The organism is Paraburkholderia sp. Cy-641 (assembly GCF_011752945.1).
Classification (GTDB): domain Bacteria; phylum Pseudomonadota; class Gammaproteobacteria; order Burkholderiales; family Burkholderiaceae; genus Paraburkholderia.
Genome location: NZ_VWWM01000017.1, coordinates 38,704 through 58,953 on the forward strand (window position 1 = coordinate 38,704; position 20,250 = coordinate 58,953).

Below are 20,250 nucleotides of genomic sequence, written 5' to 3' on the forward strand. Positions count from 1 at the left end.
TGCGTTGGGAGCCTCAAGCGCTCCGGCTATTCACCGGCGGATGAAAATCCGGCTTCGAAAAGTCGCAGAATTCGCGCGTGAGGCTCGCCACATGCGAGTAGAGCGGCAGCGGCCCGTCATTGCGATAGACCGCGTAGTAGCGCACGGCCGGCAACTCGGGCGTCGAATGCAGTACCGCGAGTTCGCCTTGCCGAACGAAGTCCGAGAAATAAAGCGATGGCAGATAGCTGATGCCGACGCCCGCGATCGTCAGCGAACACAGCGAGATCAGGCTGTTGCCCGCGAACGCGCGGCGAATCGATACGTTGTGAGATTCGAACCAGCGCTCGTAGATCGCATCGACGCCCGACGTGCCCGCCTGCATCAGGATCGGCCACGCGGCGATTTCATCGAGTGACAGCGTGCGTGCTTCGCCGACGAGCGACGGACTCGCCATCCACGCGAGATGCAGTTTGCGCAGCGGTATCGATGAGAAGCGCGCTGTTCTGATCGCGGTCGGTGCGATGATGAAATCAATCTCGCCGGCCAGCAGCCGCGACGTCAGTTTCGTGCTGACGTCGATTTCAGGCTCGAACGAAACCGCCGGATAGGCGAGCCGCATCTCGCGCACGAGTCGCGGCAGGAACGTCAGCGCGATCAGCTCGGTAATGCCGATGCGCAAACGCCGCACTTCTTCGACCTGCTTGCCCATCCGTTCGAGCAGGCGGTCACGCGACTGCAGCATTTCTTCCGCCGTGTCGAGCAGATCGCGGCCTTTCGGCGTCAGGCGCGGCGTGCGGTGGCTGCGGTCGAACAGCGGCGTCGAGAAAAAAACCTCGAGTTCGTTGACGCGCTTCGAGATGGCCGATTGCGTCGTATGAAGGCGATCGGCGGCGGCCGCGAACGTTCCAAGGCGAGCCACCCAGTAGACCGCTTCGAGCTGCTTGAGTGTGATCACTGAGGTCGGAATACAGGGTGTGGGGCCGGCGTTCGCGCCGGTTCGGCAATGATGCACAGTATCGGTTGCCGAGGGGTTTTCTGGCAAGTGGCGAGGCCGCGGCCATGGCCGCAGGCCTTGCCGAACCAGGAATTTTTTTCATGGGTCGCGATGCCGATTACTCCGTGTTCCCGATGGGTGTCTTTGCGATACTGTGCCCATGTCGCGTCGACCGTCGGGTCGATGCTGAGTTTATCGGCGAGATCGAGCTATGTCGGGAAAAAACCTGTCGGAAAAGATTCTGTCGGCGAAATCGGGCCGCGACGTGAGCGCGGGCGACGTCGTGATCTGCGAGGTCGATTACGCGCTGGGCACCGACGGCTCGATTCCGATGGCGATGGACTACTTCGCCGCGATGGGCGGCGAACGTGTGCACGCGCCTCGCAGGCTGCTTTTCGCGCTGGATCACTACGCGCCTGCGCCGAGTCCGAAAGCGGCATTGCTGCAGGCCGGCATCCGGCGCTTTGCGAAAGAACAGGGCATACCCTTATTCGATGTCGGCGAGGGGATCGGCCATCAACTCGTCGTCGAAAAGGGTTTTGCCGCGCCGGGCCGCCTGCTCGTCGGCGCGGATAGCCATTCGGTCACGTATGGCGCGGCGAACTGCTTTGCGACCGGGATCGGTTCGTCCGACCTCGCGGGGGTGATGAAAACCGGCAAGGTCTGGTTGAAGGTTCCCGCATCGATTCGCGTGAGATTGCATGGCCGGCTCGCGCAAGGCGTCTATCCGAAGGACCTCGCGCTATATCTCGCGCAATTGCTCGGCACCGACGGCGCGACCTACGAGACGCTCGAATTCGCCGGCGACGGCGTGCAGAGCCTCGATTTCGAGGATCGTCTCGTGGTCGCCAATATGTCGGTCGAACTCGGTGCGAAGAACGCGATTTTTCCCTACGACGAGGCGTGTCGCCGTTACCTCGAAGGCCGCGTGGATGATCTGTCGGGCGCGCTGCACGCTGACGCGGACGCAATCTATTCCGGCACGCTCGACATCGATCTCGCGTCGCTCGAACCGTTTGTCGCGGTGCCGCATCAGGTGTCCGGCAACGTGCGTGTCGAAACGCTCGACGCGACGCCGGTGCAGATGGTGTTTCTCGGCACCTGCACCGGCGGGCGCACGAAAGACTTTCGTCAGGCGCTCGGCGTGTTCCGTGAATTCGGCCAGCCGGCGAGCGGCGTGCAACTGGTCGTGACACCGGCTTCGCGCGAGGTGCTGCTGGAGCTGACGCAGGGCGGCGAACTGGCCGAACTGATCGCGCTCGGCGCGGTGATCGTCACGCCCGGCTGCGGCGCGTGCTGTGGCACGAGCGGTGCGATTCCCGAGGACGGCGCGAACGTGATTTCAACCGCGAACCGCAACTTCAAAGGCCGCATGGGCAATCCGACCGCGAATATTTTTCTTGCGTCGCCCGAGGTGTGTGCGGCAAGCGCGATCGCCGGCCACATCGCGAGCCCCAGAATGCTCCTTGCCGGACATCAATCACGATGACAACTTCGATCAACGGCATGGCGCGGCGCTTCGGCGACGACGTCAATACTGACTACATCATTTCTTCGCGACGCAAGCGGGAATCACTCGATCCCGCGGTCCTGAAACAGTATCTGTTCGAGACGATCGCGCCTGAATTCGCGGCGTCGGTGCGTGCGGGCGACATCGTCGTCGCGGGCAAGAACTTCGGTTGCGGTTCGGCGATGGAAGTCGCGGTGACGGCGGTCGTCGGTGCCGGCATCAAGGTCGTGCTTGCACAGAGTTTCGCTCGCACCTATTTCCGTAACGCGGTGAACAACGGGCTTTATCCGATCGAGTGCGACACGAGCCGCATTGCCGAGGGCGCCGCGCTGTCCATCGAACTGGGCGAGCAGGTGATCGTGCGATGCGAAGGCATGACGGAACCTTTGCAGGCGGCGCCGATCGCGCGAGACATGCTCGCGATTCTCGATGCGGGTGGACTCGTGCCGTATCTGCTGCGAAATCCGAGTTTCTGATTTTCCTATTCGAGCGTATTCAGGAGTCAATCCATGAGCCATTCCAACAATTTAGGATTCCGGATATTGCCGATGTCGGCATCGATTCCGGCTGCCACGATCGAGGCGTTCAGAGCGATCGTCACGCCGCATATCAGCGACAACATGTACCGCTTGTGCGGCGTGATCGGATTGCGGCGCTATCACCGCGAGAAAAAGCTGGTCGGCCGCGCGCTGACGGTCAAGGTGCGTCCGGGCGACAACCTGATGATTCACAAGGCGATCGATATCGCCGAGCCCGGTGACGTGATCGTCGTCGACGGCGGCGCGGAGGTGACGCAGGCGCTGGTCGGCGAACTGATGCAGATGCACGCGCAGGTACGTGGCGTGGCCGGCTTTGTGATCGACGGTGCGATTCGCGACGTGGCGGCCTTCCATGCCGCCGATTTTCCGTGCTTCGCGCGCGGCAATACGCATCGCGGTCCGTTCAAGGAAGGCCCTGGCGAAATCAATGTGCCGGTCGCGATCGGCGGTCTCGTGATCGAGGCGGGCGATCTGATCGTCGGCGATGAAGACGGACTCGTCGCCGTGCCTGCGAATCGGCTCGACGCGGTACTCGAGGCGGCGCGCGCGCAGGCAAAGCGCGAACAGCAGCGCAAAGAGGCGATTCTGGCGGGGCAGGACAAGCGCGGCTGGATCGACGCGTACCTGAAAGAGCAGGGTGTGATCGCATAAGCACGCAAAGAAAAAAAGCATCGACATGAAGGAATCGACATGAAACTGATTGCAGCACGCCTCGAACGGATCAAACCGTCGCCGAGTTCGATGGCGACCGCGCGGGTGAAAGAGTTGCGGGCAGCGGGACGCGAGATTATCGGGCTGACCGTCGGCGAGCCCGACTTCGACACGCCGCCGCATATCATCGAAGCGGCTTATGACGCGATGAAAAGCGGCAAGACGCGTTATACGGTCGTCGACGGTACGCCTGAATTGAAGCGCGCGATTCGCGAGAAGTTCGAGCGCGAGAACGGCCTGGTGTTTGCGCAGGATGAAGTGAGCGTCGGCAATGGCGGCAAGCAGGTCATCTTCAATGCGCTGACCTGCACCGTCGATAAGGGCGACGAGGTCATCGTGCCGGCACCTTACTGGGTGTCGTATCCGGACATGGTGCTGCTCAATGGCGGACGTCCCGTGATTGTCGAATGCGATGTCGGCAGCGCCTACAAGATGACGCCCGCGCAACTGGAAGCCGCGATCACGCCGCGCACGAAATGGCTCGTGCTGAATTCGCCATGCAATCCGACCGGGGCGTCGTACACCGAAAGCGAACTGGCGGCGCTCGGCGAAGTACTGAGCCGCCATCCGCACGTCTGGATTCTGACCGACGACGTCTACGAGCATCTGATTTACGATGGCTTCAAATTCGCAACGTTCGCGCAGTGCAACCCTCATCTTCAGGAACGTACGTTGACCGTCAACGGCGTTTCGAAGGCCTATGCGATGACGGGCTGGCGCATCGGCTTCGCGGGTGGCCCGAAGGCGCTGATCGGGGCGATGGCGAAGCTGCAGTCGCAAAGTACAACCAACCCTTCGGCGATCAGCCAGGCCGCCGCGCTCGCGGCGCTCACTGGTCCGAAGGATTTTCTCGCCGAATGGCGCGCGCAATTCCAGCGGCGGCGCGATCTCGTCGTGGAGCGTCTGAACGCCATCGACGGCCTCTATTGTCCGAATCCCACGGGAGCGTTCTATGTGTATCCGTCGTGCGCAGGTGTGATAGGACGACGCACGCCGGACGGACGCGTGATCGAAAACGACGGCGACTTCGTCATGTACCTGCTGGAGACGCAGGACGTCGGCGTGATTCAGGGCGCGGCGTTCGGTTTGTCGCCGGCATTCCGGATCTCGTTTGCGACGTCGTACGAACAGCTTCAGGAGGGCTGCCGGCGCATCGCGCTCGCTTGCGAATCGCTGCGGGCATAAGCATGAATTGAAACTGATAACAAAGCTGACAAGGAGACAACATGCATACGCTGATACAACGCGCGATTCCGGCACTGCTGCTCGGCTGCCTGACGTTTGCCGCGCACGCGCAGGATCTCACGGGCAGGCTCGCCGACATCAAGCAGCGCAATACGATCGTGCTCGGCTACCGCGAGTCGTCGCTGCCTTATTCGTACTACGACAATAATCAGGCAGTCGTCGGTTATTCGCGCGATATCGCGCAGGAAATCGTCAAGGAGATTCAGCAGGCAATCAACGCGCCGTCGCTACAGGTGCGGATGATTCCGGTCAATGCGCAAAACCGCATACCGTTGATGCAGAACGGCACGATCGATCTGGAGTGCGGCGGCACGACCAATAACAAGGAACGGGCTCAGCAGGTCGGCTTCTCCAATACGATCTCGGTCACGGAAACCCGGCTGCTGACCAAAGCCAATTCGGGTATTCATTCGTTCAACGACCTGAATGGCAAGACGGTCGCAGTGACGGCCGGCACGACGTCGGAGCGCTATCTGCGTAAATACGTCGAGGAGAAGCACGCGAATATCACGATTATCTCCGCCCGCGATCACAGCGGCTCGTTCCTGAATCTTGAGACGGGGCGCGCGCAAGCGTTCTTTATGGACTCGGACGTGCTGTCTGCCGAGCGGGCGACTTCGGGTAATCCGGCTGACTATGTGGTGATCGGCGAGCCGCAGACGCATGAGGCGATCGCCTGCATGTTGCCGAAGGGCGACACTGCGATGAAGGCGATCGTCGACCGCACGATCGCGAAGATCGAGCAGAACGGCACAGGCGCAAAGCTCTACAAAACGTGGTTCATGTCGCCGATTCCGCCGAAGGGAATCAACCTCGATATGCCGATGAGCGATACCATGAAGGCCGTGTTCGAGCATCCGAACGACCGGCCGATGGATGATTGAGCAGAACGGAACGGCGCGCGCGATGAGTCCGTTATTTCACGGCTCGTCGTGGCAGCATAGGCAGAGCTTGTTGTTATCGGCATCGCGGAAGTACGCGCCATAGTAGTGAGGATGGTACTGTGGCCGCAGGCCAGGAGCGCCTTCGCAGGTCGCTCCGTTGGCGATTGCCCGGGCGTAGGCGCGATCGACCGTGTGCCTGTCACGTGCGAGCAACGCGATCATTTGACCGTTGCCGCTGCGTGCCGCGTTTCCGTTATAGGGCTTGCCGATAAGGAAGAGCGGTCGTGGTGCATCCGTTGCCATCCAGCCGGCCCAAGGTTTATCGCGCTCGCAGAATTTCAACGAGTGTCCGAGTTCCTGCATCAGAGCCGAATAAAACTCGAAGGCGTGGTCGAAGTCGTTGACGCCGATAAAAATGTGCGAGATCAATGTGCGGCTCCGGGTGGGGCGGTGGCAGTCGACGTTTGTTGCTGGCAATGCGACAGCATGCGTTGGCGTTCTCGACTATCTTCCTGTGCAGATAATGCGCCGTCAACCAACACCCCGCCGATACGCCCAACCGCCTATCCCGTCCCCCCCATACGCCGCTGCGTCTTCATAAACTCGACGAAACGCAGTGCAGCCGGATTGTGCCGGATCACTGTCGGGTAGGCGAAATACAGCGGCGCAGTCAGTTTCGCCGCTTCGTTCAGACGGCAGTACACGGTGCTCGCATGCTCGTAATGCTGCATCGAGGCGGGCACCAGGGTGACGCCGAAACCCGCTGCCACCATATGGATGCCCGTCAGCATGCGCGGCACCTCGCGGGCCACGCGCGGCAGAAACCCCGCACGCTTGCAGGCTGCGAGGATGTCCGCATACATGCCCGGCGCGCCAGGCCGCCGCACGAGAATGAAGTCCTCGTGTTCGAGCGCCTTGAGCGGCAACTCCGGCGGCGTCTTTTTCATGCCCGCGAGTAGCCGGTGTCCGACCGGCAATACGACCACCATCGGTTCGTCCAGCAGCGGCTCGAAGGTCACGTCCTCGGGTGTGTCGACGGGCTTGCGCAGAAAGGCCACATGCAACTGCTCCGACGACAGCCGTTCGATGATCTCCGCCGCGTTCAGTTCGGCCAGTTCGATCTCCACACCCGGCTCGGCGGCGCGAAAGGCGCGGATCGCCTCGGTCGTCGCCGGATGAAAACCGGCTGAACTCGTGAGTCCGACGGAAATCGTGCCCAGCTTGCCCTGTGCGATCCGGCGCGCATGCGCGAGGCCCTGCTGCAAGGTATCGAACACCAGTTCCGCGTTTTGTGCGAAGGCCTTGCCCGCCTCGGTGAGCTCCACGCCGCGCGGCAGTCGCACGAACAGATCGAAACCGACCTCCTCCTCCAGCAGGCGGATCTGCTGCGATAGCGGCGGCTGTTGCATCGCCAGCCGTTCGGCCGCGCGCGTGAACTGGCCTTCCTCGGCCACGGCCAGGAAGTAGCGCAAATGTCGAAGCTCCATCAACCCGTCTCCAGAAACGATGCGTCGCGAGACATATTTAATAAATATACGAACCTCATTAAATATGTATTTTACATCTATATCTGCCGACGCTAGGATGGCTGCGATTTTGTGAACTCAAGCCCGCGGCAGGCGTGTCTGTCGCGGCATCCGATAACAATTCAAGGAGATCCCCCGTGAAAAAGACCTGTATCGCTACCGCTCTGGCGCTCGCCGGCTGGGCCGTCGCTCCGCTCGCTCATGCCCAGGCCGAGGAGACTGATCCGGCGCTGGCGCTCGCCAGCGGTTCGTCCGAGGCAGGTCCCGGCTCGGTCACCCTGTATGGCGTGATCGACGCCAACGTCGAATTTCTGTCGCATGCGGGCAGCAAGGGCGGCTCGCTGGTGCAGATGAATTCCGGCGGCATCCACAATTCGCGCTTCGGCATTCGCGGGACCGAGCCGCTCGGCGGCGGCAATTCGGTCTGGTTCGTGCTCGAGTCGGGTTTCAATTCCAACGACGGCTCCTTCGCCAGCGCCAACACGATATTCAACCGCACGGCGGCGGTGGGTCTGTCCAACGACCACTACGGCTCGTTGTCGTTCGGTCTGCAGTACACCCCGATGTACGACATCCTGCTGCGCTACGATCCGATGATGTTCGCGCAGCAATACACGTGGTTTCCGACCACCGGCTCGCAGGACAGCTTTGCGTTCCGCGCGCGCAACAACAACTCGGTCAAGTACGTGGGCAGCTTCCGCGGTCTCACCGCGATTGCCGCTTACAGCTTCGGCGGCGACGCGGCATCGTTCCAGAGCAGCGCGGCCTACGGCGCCGGTCTCGACTACGACGGCGGCTCGTTCGGCGCGGCGGTTGCCTACGATTACCGCAACGGCGCGATCAATTCGAGCAACACTTGGACCCGCTCGCGCAACCTGAGCTTCTCGGTTCGCCAGGACATCGGCCGGGCTCGCCTGCTGGCCGGCTACGAACACTATCTGTACACGCCGACGAAGAGCAGCTCGCAGGTCCAGGCGCTGTGGTGGGGCGGTGTGCGTTATCCGGTGGCGCGTCGCCTGAAACTGACCGCCGCTTACTATTACGAGCAGAACAGCGTGCCCGGCACGTCGAATGCGTGGATGGGCGTGCTCAGTACACAATACGCGCTGTCCAAACGCACCTCGCTCTATGCGACGGTCGCCTACGCGCAGGCCACCCGTTTTGCGGACGGCAGCTATACGCCGGTCGGCACGACCGATAACACCGCCTTTGGCCCGAACCAGACCGGCGTGACGATCGGCATGTTCCACAAGTTCTGATTTTTTGCTCGTCGTCTGGTGCGTCCTGCCTGTCGCGAGACGCCTCGAAGGAGTTAGCCCGCATGATCCGCGTTCCATTCCATCGTCGTTCGCGTCGTCTTTCGCCTCGCCGTTTCGCCGCGTCGATGACGGCAACCGTTGCCGCCGCGGCCGTACTTGCCGGCGCCTACAGCCTGCCTGCCCGCGCGGTGCTGGCCGACCCGGCTCACGTCTACAACCCGCATCTGCGCCCCGTGTCGCGCATCGCCGACACGCGGATGCCGGTCGACCTACCCGGCACGCCGGCCGGCCGGGCGGAATTTCCGCTCTATCTGTCGCTCGACTGGAACCAGCCGCAGCCGCAGGTGACGCGAGCCGTGATCGTCATTCACGGCAAGCTGCGCAACGCCTACACCTATTTCCGCAGCGCGGAGAAGGCGCGCGAGGCGGCGCGGGAGAGCGGCGCGAATGTCGACGGCACGCTGCTGATCGCGCCGCAATTTCTCGCCACGCTCGATTTCGGCATGCGCGACGAACCCGCCGATCTGCTGCGCTGGGACCAGAACGGCTGGATGGCCGGCGACAACGCCGTGGCTCCGGCGCCGCTCAGCTCCTATGCGGTGCTCGATGCGATTGTCGAGCGCCTCGCCGACCGCACGCGCTTTCCGAACCTGCGGCACGTGGTCTTCGCCGGCCACTCGGGCGGCGGCCAGGTGGTGCAGCGCTATGCCGTGGCCGCGCGCGAATCGGGCTTGCTCGCGAAGGAGAACATCGACGTGCGCTATGTGATTTCGAGTCCGTCGTCGTATGCCTATTTCGATGCCGAGCGGCCCGATGCCGACGGCAAGCCGGCGCCCTTCGGCAACGCGGCGGCCTGTCCCGCGTTCAACGACTGGAAGTACGGCATGGAAAAGCGTCCCGCCTATCTGAGCGAGCGCACCGCCGCGCAACTCGAAGCGACTTATGCGACGCGGCGCGTCTACTACCTCGTCGGCGGCGACGATAACGATCCGCAACAGAAGGCGCTCGACCAGAGCTGTTCGGCCGAGGCCCAGGGGCCTCAGCGCGTCGCGCGCGCCGAAGGGTATTTTCGCTATTTGCAGATGCGCCATCCGCAGGGCCTGAACCAGAGCTTCCACGTGGTGCCCGGCGTGGGCCATGACGGCGCGCGCATGCTCGGTTCGGTCTGCGCGTTGGCGGCCATCTACGATACGCCGGGGTGCAAGCCATGAGCGCCGCCAGCAATGAAGCCGGCATCGCATCGGCGGGCACGGCGTCGGGCAGCGGCGCCGCACCCATGTCGCGGGCCATGGTGCGGCGGGCCATCTTCGCGTCGGTGCTCGGCAACGGTCTCGAATGGTTCGACTTCCTGATTTACGGCTATTTCTCGAAGATCATCGCCCAGGTGTTCTTTCCGACCGGCACCGGCTATCTGTCGCTGATGCTGACCTTCGCCACCTTCGCGATCGGCTTTTGCGTGCGGCCGCTCGGCGGCATCCTGCTGGGCATGTATGCGGACCGTGTGGGGCGCAGCCGGGCGCTCTCGCTGCTGATTATCTCGATGGCGAGCAGCACCTTGCTGATGGGGCTGACGCCAGGCTACGCCCGCATCGGCCTTGCCGCGCCGGCGCTGGTCGTTCTGGCACGCGTGCTGCAGGGGCTTTCGGTGGGCGGCCAGTTCGCGACCGCGTCGGCCATGCTGGTCGAGTACGCGCCGCCGGGCCGCAAGATGTTCTACGGCAGCTTCAACATGTCGGCCCAGGCGTTTGCGCTGCTGCTGTCTTCGGGGGCCGGCTATCTGTTGACTTCCTGGCTGAGCCATGAGCAACTGGTGGCATGGGGTTGGCGTGTGCCCTTTCTGTGCGGTGTGCTGGCCGGACCGATCGGTTTCTATATCCGCCATCACGTGGCCGAATCGCCGGAGTTCCAGCAGTTGCGCGAGAACGGAGCGCCGCCGCCGCGCGTCTCGTTGCGGCAGTTCTTCCGCAACAACGGCCGCGCCGCGATTTGCGCGATGGGGGTGATCGCGGTGGGCGCCGCCACCAACTACGTGTGGCATTCGTACCTGGCCGTCTATGTCGAGCGGCAGTTGCATCTGCCGCTGGCGGTGGCGTTGCGCGGAGCGTTCCTTAGCGGCGTGCTGAACCTGTTCCTGTTTCCGCTGTCCGGGCGACTCGCTGACCGCTACGGCCCCTACCGGCTGTTCTATCCGGTCACCATCGCGTGGATGCTCTGCGCGTGGCCGCTGTTCGCCTTCGTGGTCTCGGCGCCTTCGGCCGAGCGTTTGCTGTTCGCCCAGATCGTGTCGACGGTCTTTCTCGCGGCGATGTCGGGCGCGCATCCCGGCATGCTGGCGATGCTCTTCCCGGTGCGCAGCCGCTCGTCCGGCGTGGCGCTGTCGTACAACGTCGCGGTCACGCTGTTCGGCGGCCTCGCGCCGCTAACCGTGACCTGGCTCACGCGGCTCACCGGCAGCAGCCTGACGCCCGCGTTCTATCTGATCTTTGCCGGCTTCGTCTCGCTTGCGCTGGTCTACGGGGCCCGGCGCGGCCCGTACGGCGCCAGGCTCGGCGAACCGGACAGCCTGACCGCTTCGGCGGCCAAAAGGAGCCCTCCTGCATGACCGAGTTTTTGTCCGCGAACGACGAGCGCGCGCCCAACGAACGACCTGTTAGCGTCGTCGCTCCCCAGCACCTGACCGTCGAGGCGAGGGGCGGCAGCGGCACGGTGCCGCTGTTTGCGACCGGCGAATGGAATGCGCCGCAGCCGGGTGTCGAGCGCGCGGTGATTCTGATTCACGGCCGTTTGCGCAACGCGGATGCGTATTTCCAGCTGGCGCATCGCGCACGGACGCGCGCGGGCCGCAATTCGGTGGACACGCTGCTGATCGTGCCGCAATTCCTCGCTGCCGCCGACGTCGACGCACACCATCTGCCGGCGTCCACGTTGCGCTGGGAGTGGATCGACTGGATGGGCGGCGGCACGGCGCTGGCGCCAGCCCCGCTCAGTTCCTTCGACGTACTCGACACGGTGCTGGCCCAACTGGCCGACCCGCGGAAGTTTCCGGACTTGCGCGAAGTCGTGGTTGCCGGCCACTCGGGTGGCGGCCAGGTGGTACAGCGCTACGCGGTGCTGGTGCGCGGCGACGCGGCCCTCGCCGGGCGCGGCGTGGCGCTGCGCTATGTGATCGCCAATCCGTCGTCCTATGTGTACTTCGATACGCAGCGCCCGCTCGGCACGAGCTGCTTCGCCCGCTACGACGAGGCGCATTGCGCCGGCTTCAACCGCTGGAAATACGGCCTCGACGAACTGCCGGCCTATGCCCGCGACGGCAACGCGCTGCCGGATGCCGCCGCGCTGGAAGCCGCCTATGTGCATCGCGACGTGACCTTGCTGCTGGGCGCTAACGACTGCGATCCGGCACACCCGGCACTGGACCGCTCCTGTGCCGCGCTCGCCCAGGGACCGCATCGCCTCGCGCGCGGCCGCGCCTATACGCGCTACATGGGCGAGCGGCACCCGCAGGGTTTCGCTCACCGCACGATCGAGATCGACGGCGCGGGGCACGACGCCGACGCGGTATTCGGCTCGCCTGCCGGGCTGGCGGCATTGTTTGGGGAACCGGTTCGAGGGGCCTGAGGGTCGCTACTTGAGAGGCGCTACTTGAGAGGCGCTACTTGAGAGGCGCTGCTTGAGAGGCGCGGCGAAGTGCGTGGTGATGCACATGTCCGAATCCGGCCAGAGTCGTCGCCGCGCTTCCGCTACAGTCGAGTCATGACCGTCCCCGTCAACCCGATTCCGGCGCCATGAACCTTATCGAACTCTTTCTGCTTGCGGCAATCTGGGGCGCTTCATTTCTGTTCATGCGCGTCGCGACGCCCGAATTCGGGCCGATTGCCTTGATCGCGCTTCGGGTCGGCATTGCCGCGCTGGTTTTGATACCGGCATTGCGTGCCGCCGAAGCACGTCAGCAATTTCGTGCGAGATGGTGGCCGTTGTTTATCGTCGGCCTGACCAATTCCGCGATTCCGTTTTGCCTGCTTGCTTATTCGACGCTGTATCTGAACGCCGGGCTCGATTCGGTACTGAACGCGACCACACCGCTGTGGGCCGCATTGATCGCCGCCACGCTGTTCCAGTCTCCGATGATGCGCGGGCAGCTTCCCGGTTTGTTGCTGGGCCTCATCGGCGTCGTGATTCTGGTGTGGGACACGCTCAGTGCGGGCATCCAGGGCGCCACGCCGGCGATTGCCGCGGCGCTGCTCGCAACCTTGTTCTACGGCTTTGCCGTCAACTACTCCAAACGTCGCCTCGCGGGTATTCGGCCGCTTGTCGTGGCTTTCGGCAGCCAGTTCTTCGCCTCGATCGTATTGATTCCTCTGGCGCTGCTGTCATGGCCGCGGCATTCGGTCATGCCGCTGACGTGGCTGTGCGTGGCCGCGCTGGGCATGCTTTGCACGGGCTTTGCCTACGTGCTGTTTTTCCGGCTGGTCGAGCATGTCGGGGCGGCCTATGCGGCGTCGGTGACGTTTCTGATTCCGCTCTTCGGCGTGGCGTGGGGCGCGTTGTTTCTCGACGAGAAGATTACGCCGAGGATACTCATCGGCTGTGTGATCATTCTCGTGGGTACTGCGCTCGCGACAAGGAAGCTTCGGCTGGCTTGGTGCGTAGTACGTAAGCGTGCGTTTCGAGCGTGTCCGGCTGATCGCCCTGGTTCGCGCGCTCCCGGCGCAATCGCATCGCACTTGCCGTGCGGAGACACCTTCATGTCGGAGCAGAACAACGCGAGTACCTTGAGGCCATTCGCCTATGTCCTCGCAGTCCAGGACCTCGACCGTAGCGCGGCGTATTTCCGTGACGTGCTCGGCTTTCGCGAGGAATGGGCCGACGCATCCGACTGGCGTCTCGTGTCGAGAGGGCAGGTGCGGATCATGCTCGGCTCATGTCCAGGCGCGCTAGCGCCGTCCGCGATCGGCGATCACAGCTACTTCGGTTACATGGAAGTCGACGACGTGGACGCTCTCCATGAAGAACTCGTGCAAAAAGGCGCGCGTATTCTTCAGCCGCCGATGGACCGTCCGTACGCCATGCGTGAATTCGTCGTCGCGACACCCGAGGGACACCGCTTCGTGATCGGGCAAACGCTCGCGCGGAATTAGACGCGCGTAAGACGTATCTACGGGTTTCTCCTGGTCTTCGCGGTGTCGATCTCCGCAGCGCCGGCTCGTCGTGAGAGTATGTTCAACCCCTCTCGTGAAAGGCGAACTCATCATGGCTACCGGAACCGTTAAATTCCATCGCGTCTTGCGCTCGACGCCCGAACGGATCTATCGCGCGTTTCTCGAACCCGATGCGATAGCGAAGTGGCTTCCACCGTACGGATTCACGTGTCAGGTTCATCACATGGATGCGCGGGTCGGCGGCACGTACAAGATGTCTTTCCGCAATTTCGGCTCGGGCAACGGCCACTCGTTCGGCGGCGAGTATGTCGAGCTGGTGCCGTTCGAGAAGATTCGCTACTCCGATCGTTTCGACGATCCGAATCTGCCCGGCGAGATGAACACGACGATTTCGTTGCGGCAGGTGTTGTGCGGCACCGAAGTCAACATCGTGCAGGAAGGTATTCCCGAGGTTATTCCCACCGAGATGTGCTACCTCGGCTGGCAGGAGTCGCTGGCGCAACTGGCGAAGCTGGTTGAGCCGGAGATTCCTGATTGATGTTGTCTGCAGGTATCAGGTGCTGTTCTACTGGTCGCGGTAGATGACGCGGTTCTATTTGTTTTCGTCGATAGGCTATATGAGGACTACTGCACTGCTGTGTCGCGCGGCGGCTTATCGCTAATCGCACAAAGAAGTCTGAAAAATCATCCTGCGCCCATTCCATACCCCTGTGCCTGGCGGCTAATGTGGCTGCCTGAATAACGACAGGGGTATGTGAATGTCAAATGAGGACTCGAGTGGCGTGAGTGTCGTACTGAGTGCACCTCAACTGGCGGCAGTTCTGGCTCGCCAGTCGATCAGCCAGGCGGAGATGCTCTCCAATCGGCTCTGGGGCGGACTTCAGATCGTCGGTGGCGCATTGGAAATGGTCGGGGCGGGAGCGCTATGCGTGCTGCCGGAGCCGACAATGGCAAGTAAGGCCGGATGTATTGTGTTCGGTGTGCATGATTCAGACACGGCAGCGGCAGGTTTGCGGCAAGCCTGGACTGGTCAGGATACGGCACGCTGACTCAACGAGGTACGGCGAAGCTGCCTACACAGACCAGCGTGCCGCCCAACTGCAGGACGGAATCAATTCGACCGCGCGCTATGCGTATGCCGGCATTGTCGCGGCGACGGCCTTGACCATGATTCCCGAAGTCGATCCGGGCAAGACGCTTTCATTGGGAGTGGGCACCGCCGGCTATCGGGGATATCAGGCCGTTGCCATTGGCGGAACGGCTCGCATTTCCGAGAGCATCAAGGTCAAGGCCGGCTTTGGCACCAGCGCGGCGGGGACGACAGTTGGCGTGGGGGCGGCGATGCAGTGGTGAGCGGCGTCCATTAATCGGATCACAAGCCAGGCCCGGTGCACCAGTCGACGCGCAGCAAGGGTTGCACGTCGACTGGCGTTGCGAGTTTTTCCGGGCATCGGCAAGCGTGTCGATTTTTCACGGATTCTTGCGAGCTTGTCTGCGTGAGAGATCGAAGCCGATCGAGGCCGTCAGCAGTGCGTCGCATTCGGTCGCGGCATGGGCCTGATCTGAGAGAGCCAGGCTCGGTGCAGATCGCCCCTGACGACACATGGCATACCAGTCGAACAGTGAAGGGCATCTATGGGGGGCAAGAGACGCTTACTTTTTAACGCAACTAACGGTCAAGCCCGCTATGCGTCAACCTCAAACTTCCCCATCCAACCCCAAGCTTGCAAAGAAGATTGCGAAGAAAGCGGGCCCCCCCAGATTGCACAGACCGCGCGCCGACGCGTGCATGCGTCAGCATTCGGGGATACAGCGCACGGTCGCCGTCGAGCCCTCGCTGGTCCCACGCGCCACTACGCGTAAAACGCCGACGGCACGACCCCGAAGTGCCGTTTGAACATCGCGGCGAACGCACTCTGGCTCGTGTAGCCGTGATTCATCGCGACTGCGATGATCTTCTCTCCATGAGCGAGGTGCTTCAACGCGAGCAGCAGACGCGCCTGCTGACGCCAGCGTCCGAACGTGATACCGGTTTCGCGCTGAAACCAGCGCTGAAAAGTCTTCTCCGATACGTCGAGCGTGCGTGCCCATGCGCCGATCGTGCGGTTGTCGTCGGGGGCGGCGAGCAGACTGTCGCAGACTTCACGCAGCCGACGCTCGGCGGGCCACGGCAAATAAAGCGGCAGCAACGGCACCGCATTCAACTCCGCGAGCAGCAACTGCATCAGATGATCGTCGCGCGAGCCTGCCGCGTAGTCGAGCGGTATGTCGATCGCCGCGAGAATCAGCTCGCGCAATAGCGGATGCACTTCGACCACGCAACTGCGCGCCGGCAGATGCGTGGCCGCGCCCGGCTCGACGAATACCGTGCGCATCTTCACGTCACCGCTCATCTGTACCGAATGGTCGACTTCCGGTTCGAGCCACACGCCGCGCGTCGGCGGCACGACCCACGAGCCGGTCGCCGATTCGACCTGCATGACGCCTTCGATTGCATACAGCAACTGCGCGCGCCGATGCCGGTGCGCGGCAATCACGGTGCCGTGCGGATACCAGGCCGCCATCGCCGAGACCGGCATCGGCGTGCTTTCGAACGGCACGTGAGCGTTGGGCGCGACAGGCGTGTCGGTCGCGCCGCGCGCATCGGAATGGGTTCGCGTGTTCATTCGTGCTGGCAACAGGGTATGGAAACAGGCAGATGGATGCGCGGTCGAGTGCGCTTTCGATCGCCCGCGTGATCTCTCATTTGACTGCTTATTTGACCGCTCACTTGACCGTTTCACGACAGGTAAAGACTTTTTGACGTGAGACAGCCGCGAGGCCGCGGGCGCACGATGGTACTTCACCCTGAAGCCGTGCGCGAGCCGCGTCCACGAGCGATCAACGCACCGCTTCGATCCCGTCTCAACGATATCAATCAACGACATCAAAGCAGAGCAAGACATGAAGAGATCGTATTTCCTGTTTCCGTTTGTGGCAATCCTGCTGTGGGCCGGCAACGTGATCGTGTCGAAGCTGTCGGCGCACACGATCGACCCGTCGGCGATCACGTTTTACCGTTTGCTGCTGGCCGTCGCGCTGATGAGCGTATTTATGCTGAAGCCGGCGTGGCGCAACCGCGCGGCGATCGTGCCGCAACTGCCGAAACTCGCGGTGCTCGGCTTTCTCGCGATGGCGCTGTTCCAGAGCCTGTCGTACGAAGCGGCGAAAACCACCACCGCGACCAACATGTCGATCATCACCGCGCTCGTACCGCTGATGACGATGGTCGCGAGTACGGTGCTGCTCGGCGAAACGCCGACGTCCGGTATGGTCGGCGGCGGAATGCTGTCGTTGCTCGGCGTGGTCTATCTGATTACGCAAGGCAATCCGGCGACGCTGCTCGCGAACGGCGTGCATCTCGGCGATCTGCTGATGATCTTCGCAGCGCTCGCCTACGCGCTGTATGGCGTGCTGCTCAAGCGCTGGCACGTCGGTCTGCCGACCTGGCAATCGACGTACCTGCAGGCGCTGTTCGCGCTCGTCTTCATGCTGCCGATGCTGCTGTGCCTGCCGGCCGCCGAAGCGTTGCCGACGCGCGCGAGCGTGCCGCTGATCCTGTATGCGGGCGTGCTCGCTTCGGTCGTGCTTCCGTATCTGTGGATGCAGGGCGTCAGGCATCTCGGCCCGAACCGTTGCGCGCTGTTCATGAACGTGCTGCCGATTGCTACCGCGCTGATCGCGATCGTGTTGCTCGGCGAAAACCTGCATCTTTATCATCTGCTCGGCGGCGGTACTGCCTTGCTCGGTGTGGGCGTTGCGCAGGGGCTCGGCCGCTCTGTGCTGCGCCGGTCGGCCGTCGTGCGGGAGTGATGCGTTCGGGCTTCACGCGAGTGGTCGATGGCGCGAAACGTGTTGAATCGACCACTCGCCCTGTACGAGCCCGGTTAGACGGATCGCTTCGTTCTCGCTTCGTCGGCGCGCCAGAGCCAGGTCTTAATCCCGTGGGACCACGTCAGTACCGTCAATAGACGAGTACGGTGCGCAAGTCCCGCCTCACTGCCCGCCCGAATTGCTGGAACGCAGGATACTGGGCGGGCTCGATCAGCGCGGTCGGCAGACTGATGTCGAGGTTGCGCGTAATGGTGACGGTCCGGCCGTCGGTCTGGTACGACGAGGTATAGGTGCCGAGCGGGGAGCGGATTTCGGCCGGGCGTGGCAGCCTTGGCACCGTGATGCCCTCCGGCAGCGTAATGGTCGTGGTTTCCGTCACGTGGCGTCCGGGGAACGGCATCGCGAAGTCGCGCGTGTCGACCATGATCGTCTCGAACGCGGTACTGATTCCGGAAAAACTGCCGAGGCCGAGCGGCACCTGAAAAGCGCCCGGGCCCGGTAGCTGCGCATAATCCGGCAACGTGAAGCGCGTCTCGTATTGGAACGGTTTGCGCAAATCGAGCAAATCGCCGTGCAGATAGGTACCGTAGCCGTCCTGCCCCGTTAGCGTAAGCATGCGTGCGGCAAATTGCGACTCGGTGCCGGGCGGCAACGGGGTCAATATCCGGCGCGCCGCCCAGTCGAACGTACCGGTGTTGTCGATCCGGCTCGTTCCGGAGCCGTTGCCTTGCGCGTCGAGCGAAATCTTCGTGGTGACCTGCACACGTCCGGTGTCGGGCGTCGACAGCGGCAGCGTGATGACGTGGGCCGCGCCTGTACCATCATCCGTCAGGAGTGCCTGTTTGCCGAGTTCGGAACCCGGCAGCACGCCGAAGCGGGCAACTTCCGCGGTCGAATCGGCGAACAGTTTGAAGGCCGGCAAGTACGTGATCGCGTGATTGAATACCGCGAGCGGATCGGCAACGCCTGGCAGCCAGTACATCGTGCCGAGATTGACGAGCACCGGCGCGCTGGCAATGCCTTTCGCCGCAAGCAGCGCCTCCAGCAACGTCACGTGGTCCTTGCAGTCGCCATAGGCGGACGCGAGAATCGCATCCGCTTCGTGAGGTACGATGCTGCCCGTGCCGAGATTGATCGCGACGTAGCGAATGTGCGTGCTGACCCAGTCGTACAGAATTTCCGCCTGACGTCGCGGATCGTCGACACCTTGCGTGAGACGGTCGGCAAGGGATCGGATCGCCGGTGTGACAGCCGACTTCGGACGCGCACGCTCCAGATAGGCGGCGCCGGCAGCCGCGAAGTCCGGGAAGGTCGTCATCACTACACGCGGACTGTAGTCGAGGTTGCTGACCGAACCGAACTCGGGCGGATGCGCGGGACGATTCGTCAGCGTCCATTGCCACACTTGCCGGTCAGGCTGGTTGGTGTCGATCCGCCCGCCATCGAGCCCGATCGCGTCCGCGTGAAGCGCCATCGACGCCGGGGCATGCACGGTCAACCGCATCGAATCTCGCTGAATCGCGTTGCTGAAGTACTCGCTCATCGAGAACTGGCCGGGGAACAGCGGCTTGTTCCGGGTCAACTCGTAGCGCAGCGTCAGCACGGTGCCGACCGCGACGCCGGGAAATACGATGACCTTGACCTCGTCGTCGTCGAACATCGGCGCGCCTGCGCTTTTCGGGCTTTGTTGCGTCAATATCCTGTCCGGCGTGACATCGAGACGCACGCCATCTTTCGTCGTGGTGTAGGCCTCCTCGACCTTCAGATTCTGCTGCGATTCGCTGTAACGCAGCGAAATCTGCCCGCTCTGCGCGACACCCTGCTCGGTATTGATCCGCACGCGTCTCGCAACGGTCCGCGTACTGGCGCCGTTCTCGCTGATGTCATACACGATGTCATCGGAGAGGTTCGTGATGTTCGACTGAAAGCCCGCCATCGCGGCGGCACAATGAGTCGCGAGCAATACGACCGTACACAGGGAAGGGATCAGTCCGCGCATGGAATTCCTGTCTCGCAACGTGTTAGAAAAGGTGCCGTGGCCGGTTGGGTGCGACGACGGTTCGCGTGTGATTTTTCCGGCCCGGCTAATGACTGCGCATCGAACATACTGGTATCGTTTTTAACGATTTCCTTTCTGTATATTTAACATTGCATGGATAATTTCCATGTTTGATGCATTGAATTTGTATTAATAAATGGTTGGGAGATTGATTGCACTGGAAAGGCGAATGGATTTCATCGAATCAGCTGGTTTTTACGGATCGTAACGCCTTATTTAAGCCGGAAATGCTTGCATTTTCGGTTTATTTTAGCAGTCGCCGGATATGTGTCAAGAAAATGAAGATCGGTTTTATTGTGGTGTTTTTCTGAAGGATTAAATGATTTTAGGTAAATATTTTTTAGATGGTATTTATGTATTTTTTAATATTAATTCGTGTGGGTTTATCAGGTAACTTCTGGGAAATCCGGCAGTCGGTATGATTTCCCGCGAGGCAGAGGCTGGTGGCGCGTTTGAGCCTCTCGATCTGGTTGACGACTCTTCCATTCCAGCACGTCGATGCCGCAGCA

Annotated in this window: 18 protein-coding genes and 2 pseudogenes; 15 read left to right on the forward strand and 5 right to left on the reverse strand. The window is 62.3% G+C overall.

Features of this window, described 5'->3' with window-relative positions:
* Positions 1–13: 13 nt before the first annotated feature.
* Complete coding sequence (locus F3J20_RS11235) at positions 14–937, reverse strand: LysR family transcriptional regulator (RefSeq protein ID WP_167048483.1); 924 nt, start codon at positions 935–937, stop codon at positions 14–16.
* A gap of 250 nt (positions 938–1,187) precedes the next feature.
* Between F3J20_RS11235 and F3J20_RS11240 the strand changes: the two genes are divergently transcribed.
* The 5 genes from F3J20_RS11240 to F3J20_RS11260 are packed head-to-tail and all read left to right on the forward strand — an operon-like array spanning position 1,188 to position 5,865.
* Entirely contained in the window at positions 1,188–2,465 is a 1,278-nt protein-coding gene (locus F3J20_RS11240; RefSeq protein WP_167283391.1) for an aconitase/3-isopropylmalate dehydratase large subunit family protein, read from the forward strand.
* Positions 2,462–2,962 (forward strand): alpha-IPM isomerase, encoded by a 501-nt coding sequence (locus tag F3J20_RS11245; RefSeq protein WP_167048487.1) that lies wholly within the window; start codon positions 2,462–2,464, stop codon positions 2,960–2,962. Before F3J20_RS11240 ends, F3J20_RS11245 begins: the two co-directional genes overlap by 4 nt.
* 33 nt (positions 2,963–2,995) lie before the next feature.
* A complete protein-coding gene (locus F3J20_RS11250) occupies positions 2,996–3,676 on the forward strand; it encodes an RraA family protein (RefSeq protein WP_167048489.1) in 681 nt (226 codons plus the stop codon).
* Between the two features lie 39 nt (positions 3,677–3,715).
* Positions 3,716–4,921, forward strand: coding sequence for an aminotransferase class I/II-fold pyridoxal phosphate-dependent enzyme (locus F3J20_RS11255; RefSeq protein ID WP_167048491.1), 1,206 nt, complete (start codon positions 3,716–3,718; stop codon positions 4,919–4,921).
* A gap of 41 nt (positions 4,922–4,962) precedes the next feature.
* The gene (locus tag F3J20_RS11260; RefSeq protein WP_167048493.1) at positions 4,963–5,865 is read left to right on the forward strand and encodes a transporter substrate-binding domain-containing protein; all 903 of its coding nucleotides are present in this window, start codon (positions 4,963–4,965) and stop codon (positions 5,863–5,865) included.
* Between the two features lie 36 nt (positions 5,866–5,901).
* On the opposite strand, the gene F3J20_RS11265 is transcribed toward F3J20_RS11260, so the two are convergent.
* Positions 5,902–6,294 carry a VOC family protein gene (locus F3J20_RS11265; RefSeq protein ID WP_167048495.1) on the reverse strand — a complete coding sequence of 131 codons (393 nt, stop codon included), beginning with the start codon at positions 6,292–6,294 and terminating at the stop codon, positions 5,902–5,904.
* A 134-nt stretch (positions 6,295–6,428) separates the two neighbouring features.
* A complete protein-coding gene (locus F3J20_RS11270; protein WP_167048497.1) occupies positions 6,429–7,352 on the reverse strand; it encodes a LysR family transcriptional regulator in 924 nt (307 codons plus the stop codon).
* 176 nt (positions 7,353–7,528) lie between these two features.
* Here F3J20_RS11270 and F3J20_RS11275 point away from each other — a divergent pair, with 176 nt between their 5' ends.
* The 9 genes and pseudogenes from F3J20_RS11275 (at position 7,529) to F3J20_RS32545 (ending at position 15,162) form a co-directional block, all read left to right on the forward strand.
* Positions 7,529–8,650, forward strand: coding sequence for a porin (locus tag F3J20_RS11275; RefSeq protein WP_345889868.1), 1,122 nt, complete (start codon positions 7,529–7,531; stop codon positions 8,648–8,650).
* A gap of 62 nt (positions 8,651–8,712) precedes the next feature.
* On the forward strand, positions 8,713–9,861 hold the full coding sequence (locus tag F3J20_RS11280) for an alpha/beta hydrolase (RefSeq protein ID WP_240159266.1): 1,149 nt from the start codon (positions 8,713–8,715) through the stop codon (positions 9,859–9,861).
* Entirely contained in the window at positions 9,858–11,252 is a 1,395-nt protein-coding gene (locus tag F3J20_RS11285) for an MFS transporter (protein WP_167048499.1), read from the forward strand. Before F3J20_RS11280 ends, F3J20_RS11285 begins: the two co-directional genes overlap by 4 nt.
* Positions 11,249–12,268: an alpha/beta hydrolase gene (locus F3J20_RS11290; protein WP_167048501.1), complete on the forward strand. Its 1,020-nt coding sequence runs from the start codon at positions 11,249–11,251 to the stop codon at positions 12,266–12,268. Before F3J20_RS11285 ends, F3J20_RS11290 begins: the two co-directional genes overlap by 4 nt.
* A gap of 167 nt (positions 12,269–12,435) precedes the next feature.
* Positions 12,436–13,281 (forward strand): annotated as a pseudogene (locus F3J20_RS32080) (DMT family transporter); the annotation flags it as partial.
* Between the two features lie 114 nt (positions 13,282–13,395).
* Positions 13,396–13,788 (forward strand): VOC family protein, encoded by a 393-nt coding sequence (locus F3J20_RS32085; RefSeq protein WP_167048645.1) that lies wholly within the window; start codon positions 13,396–13,398, stop codon positions 13,786–13,788.
* Between the two features lie 112 nt (positions 13,789–13,900).
* Complete coding sequence (locus F3J20_RS11305) at positions 13,901–14,347, forward strand: SRPBCC family protein (protein ID WP_167048503.1); 447 nt, start codon at positions 13,901–13,903, stop codon at positions 14,345–14,347.
* Between the two features lie 220 nt (positions 14,348–14,567).
* Positions 14,568–14,881, forward strand: a pseudogene (locus F3J20_RS32540) (hypothetical protein); the annotation flags it as partial.
* Positions 14,882–14,976: 95 nt separating this feature from the next.
* Positions 14,977–15,162, forward strand: a complete 186-nt coding sequence (locus F3J20_RS32545; RefSeq protein ID WP_275692082.1) for a YadA C-terminal domain-containing protein — start codon at positions 14,977–14,979, stop codon at positions 15,160–15,162.
* A 500-nt stretch (positions 15,163–15,662) separates the two neighbouring features.
* Here F3J20_RS32545 and F3J20_RS11315 read toward each other — a convergent pair whose 3' ends face one another.
* Positions 15,663–16,388 (reverse strand): helix-turn-helix transcriptional regulator, encoded by a 726-nt coding sequence (locus tag F3J20_RS11315; RefSeq protein ID WP_167048647.1) that lies wholly within the window; start codon positions 16,386–16,388, stop codon positions 15,663–15,665.
* 364 nt (positions 16,389–16,752) lie between these two features.
* On the opposite strand from F3J20_RS11315, the gene F3J20_RS11320 reads away from it, so the two are divergent.
* The gene (locus F3J20_RS11320) at positions 16,753–17,661 is read left to right on the forward strand and encodes a DMT family transporter (protein WP_167048507.1); all 909 of its coding nucleotides are present in this window, start codon (positions 16,753–16,755) and stop codon (positions 17,659–17,661) included.
* Between the two features lie 151 nt (positions 17,662–17,812).
* On the opposite strand, the gene F3J20_RS11325 is transcribed toward F3J20_RS11320, so the two are convergent.
* Positions 17,813–19,681 carry a DUF3857 domain-containing protein gene (locus F3J20_RS11325; RefSeq protein ID WP_240162758.1) on the reverse strand — a complete coding sequence of 623 codons (1,869 nt, stop codon included), beginning with the start codon at positions 19,679–19,681 and terminating at the stop codon, positions 17,813–17,815.
* Positions 19,682–20,250 lie beyond the last annotated feature (569 nt).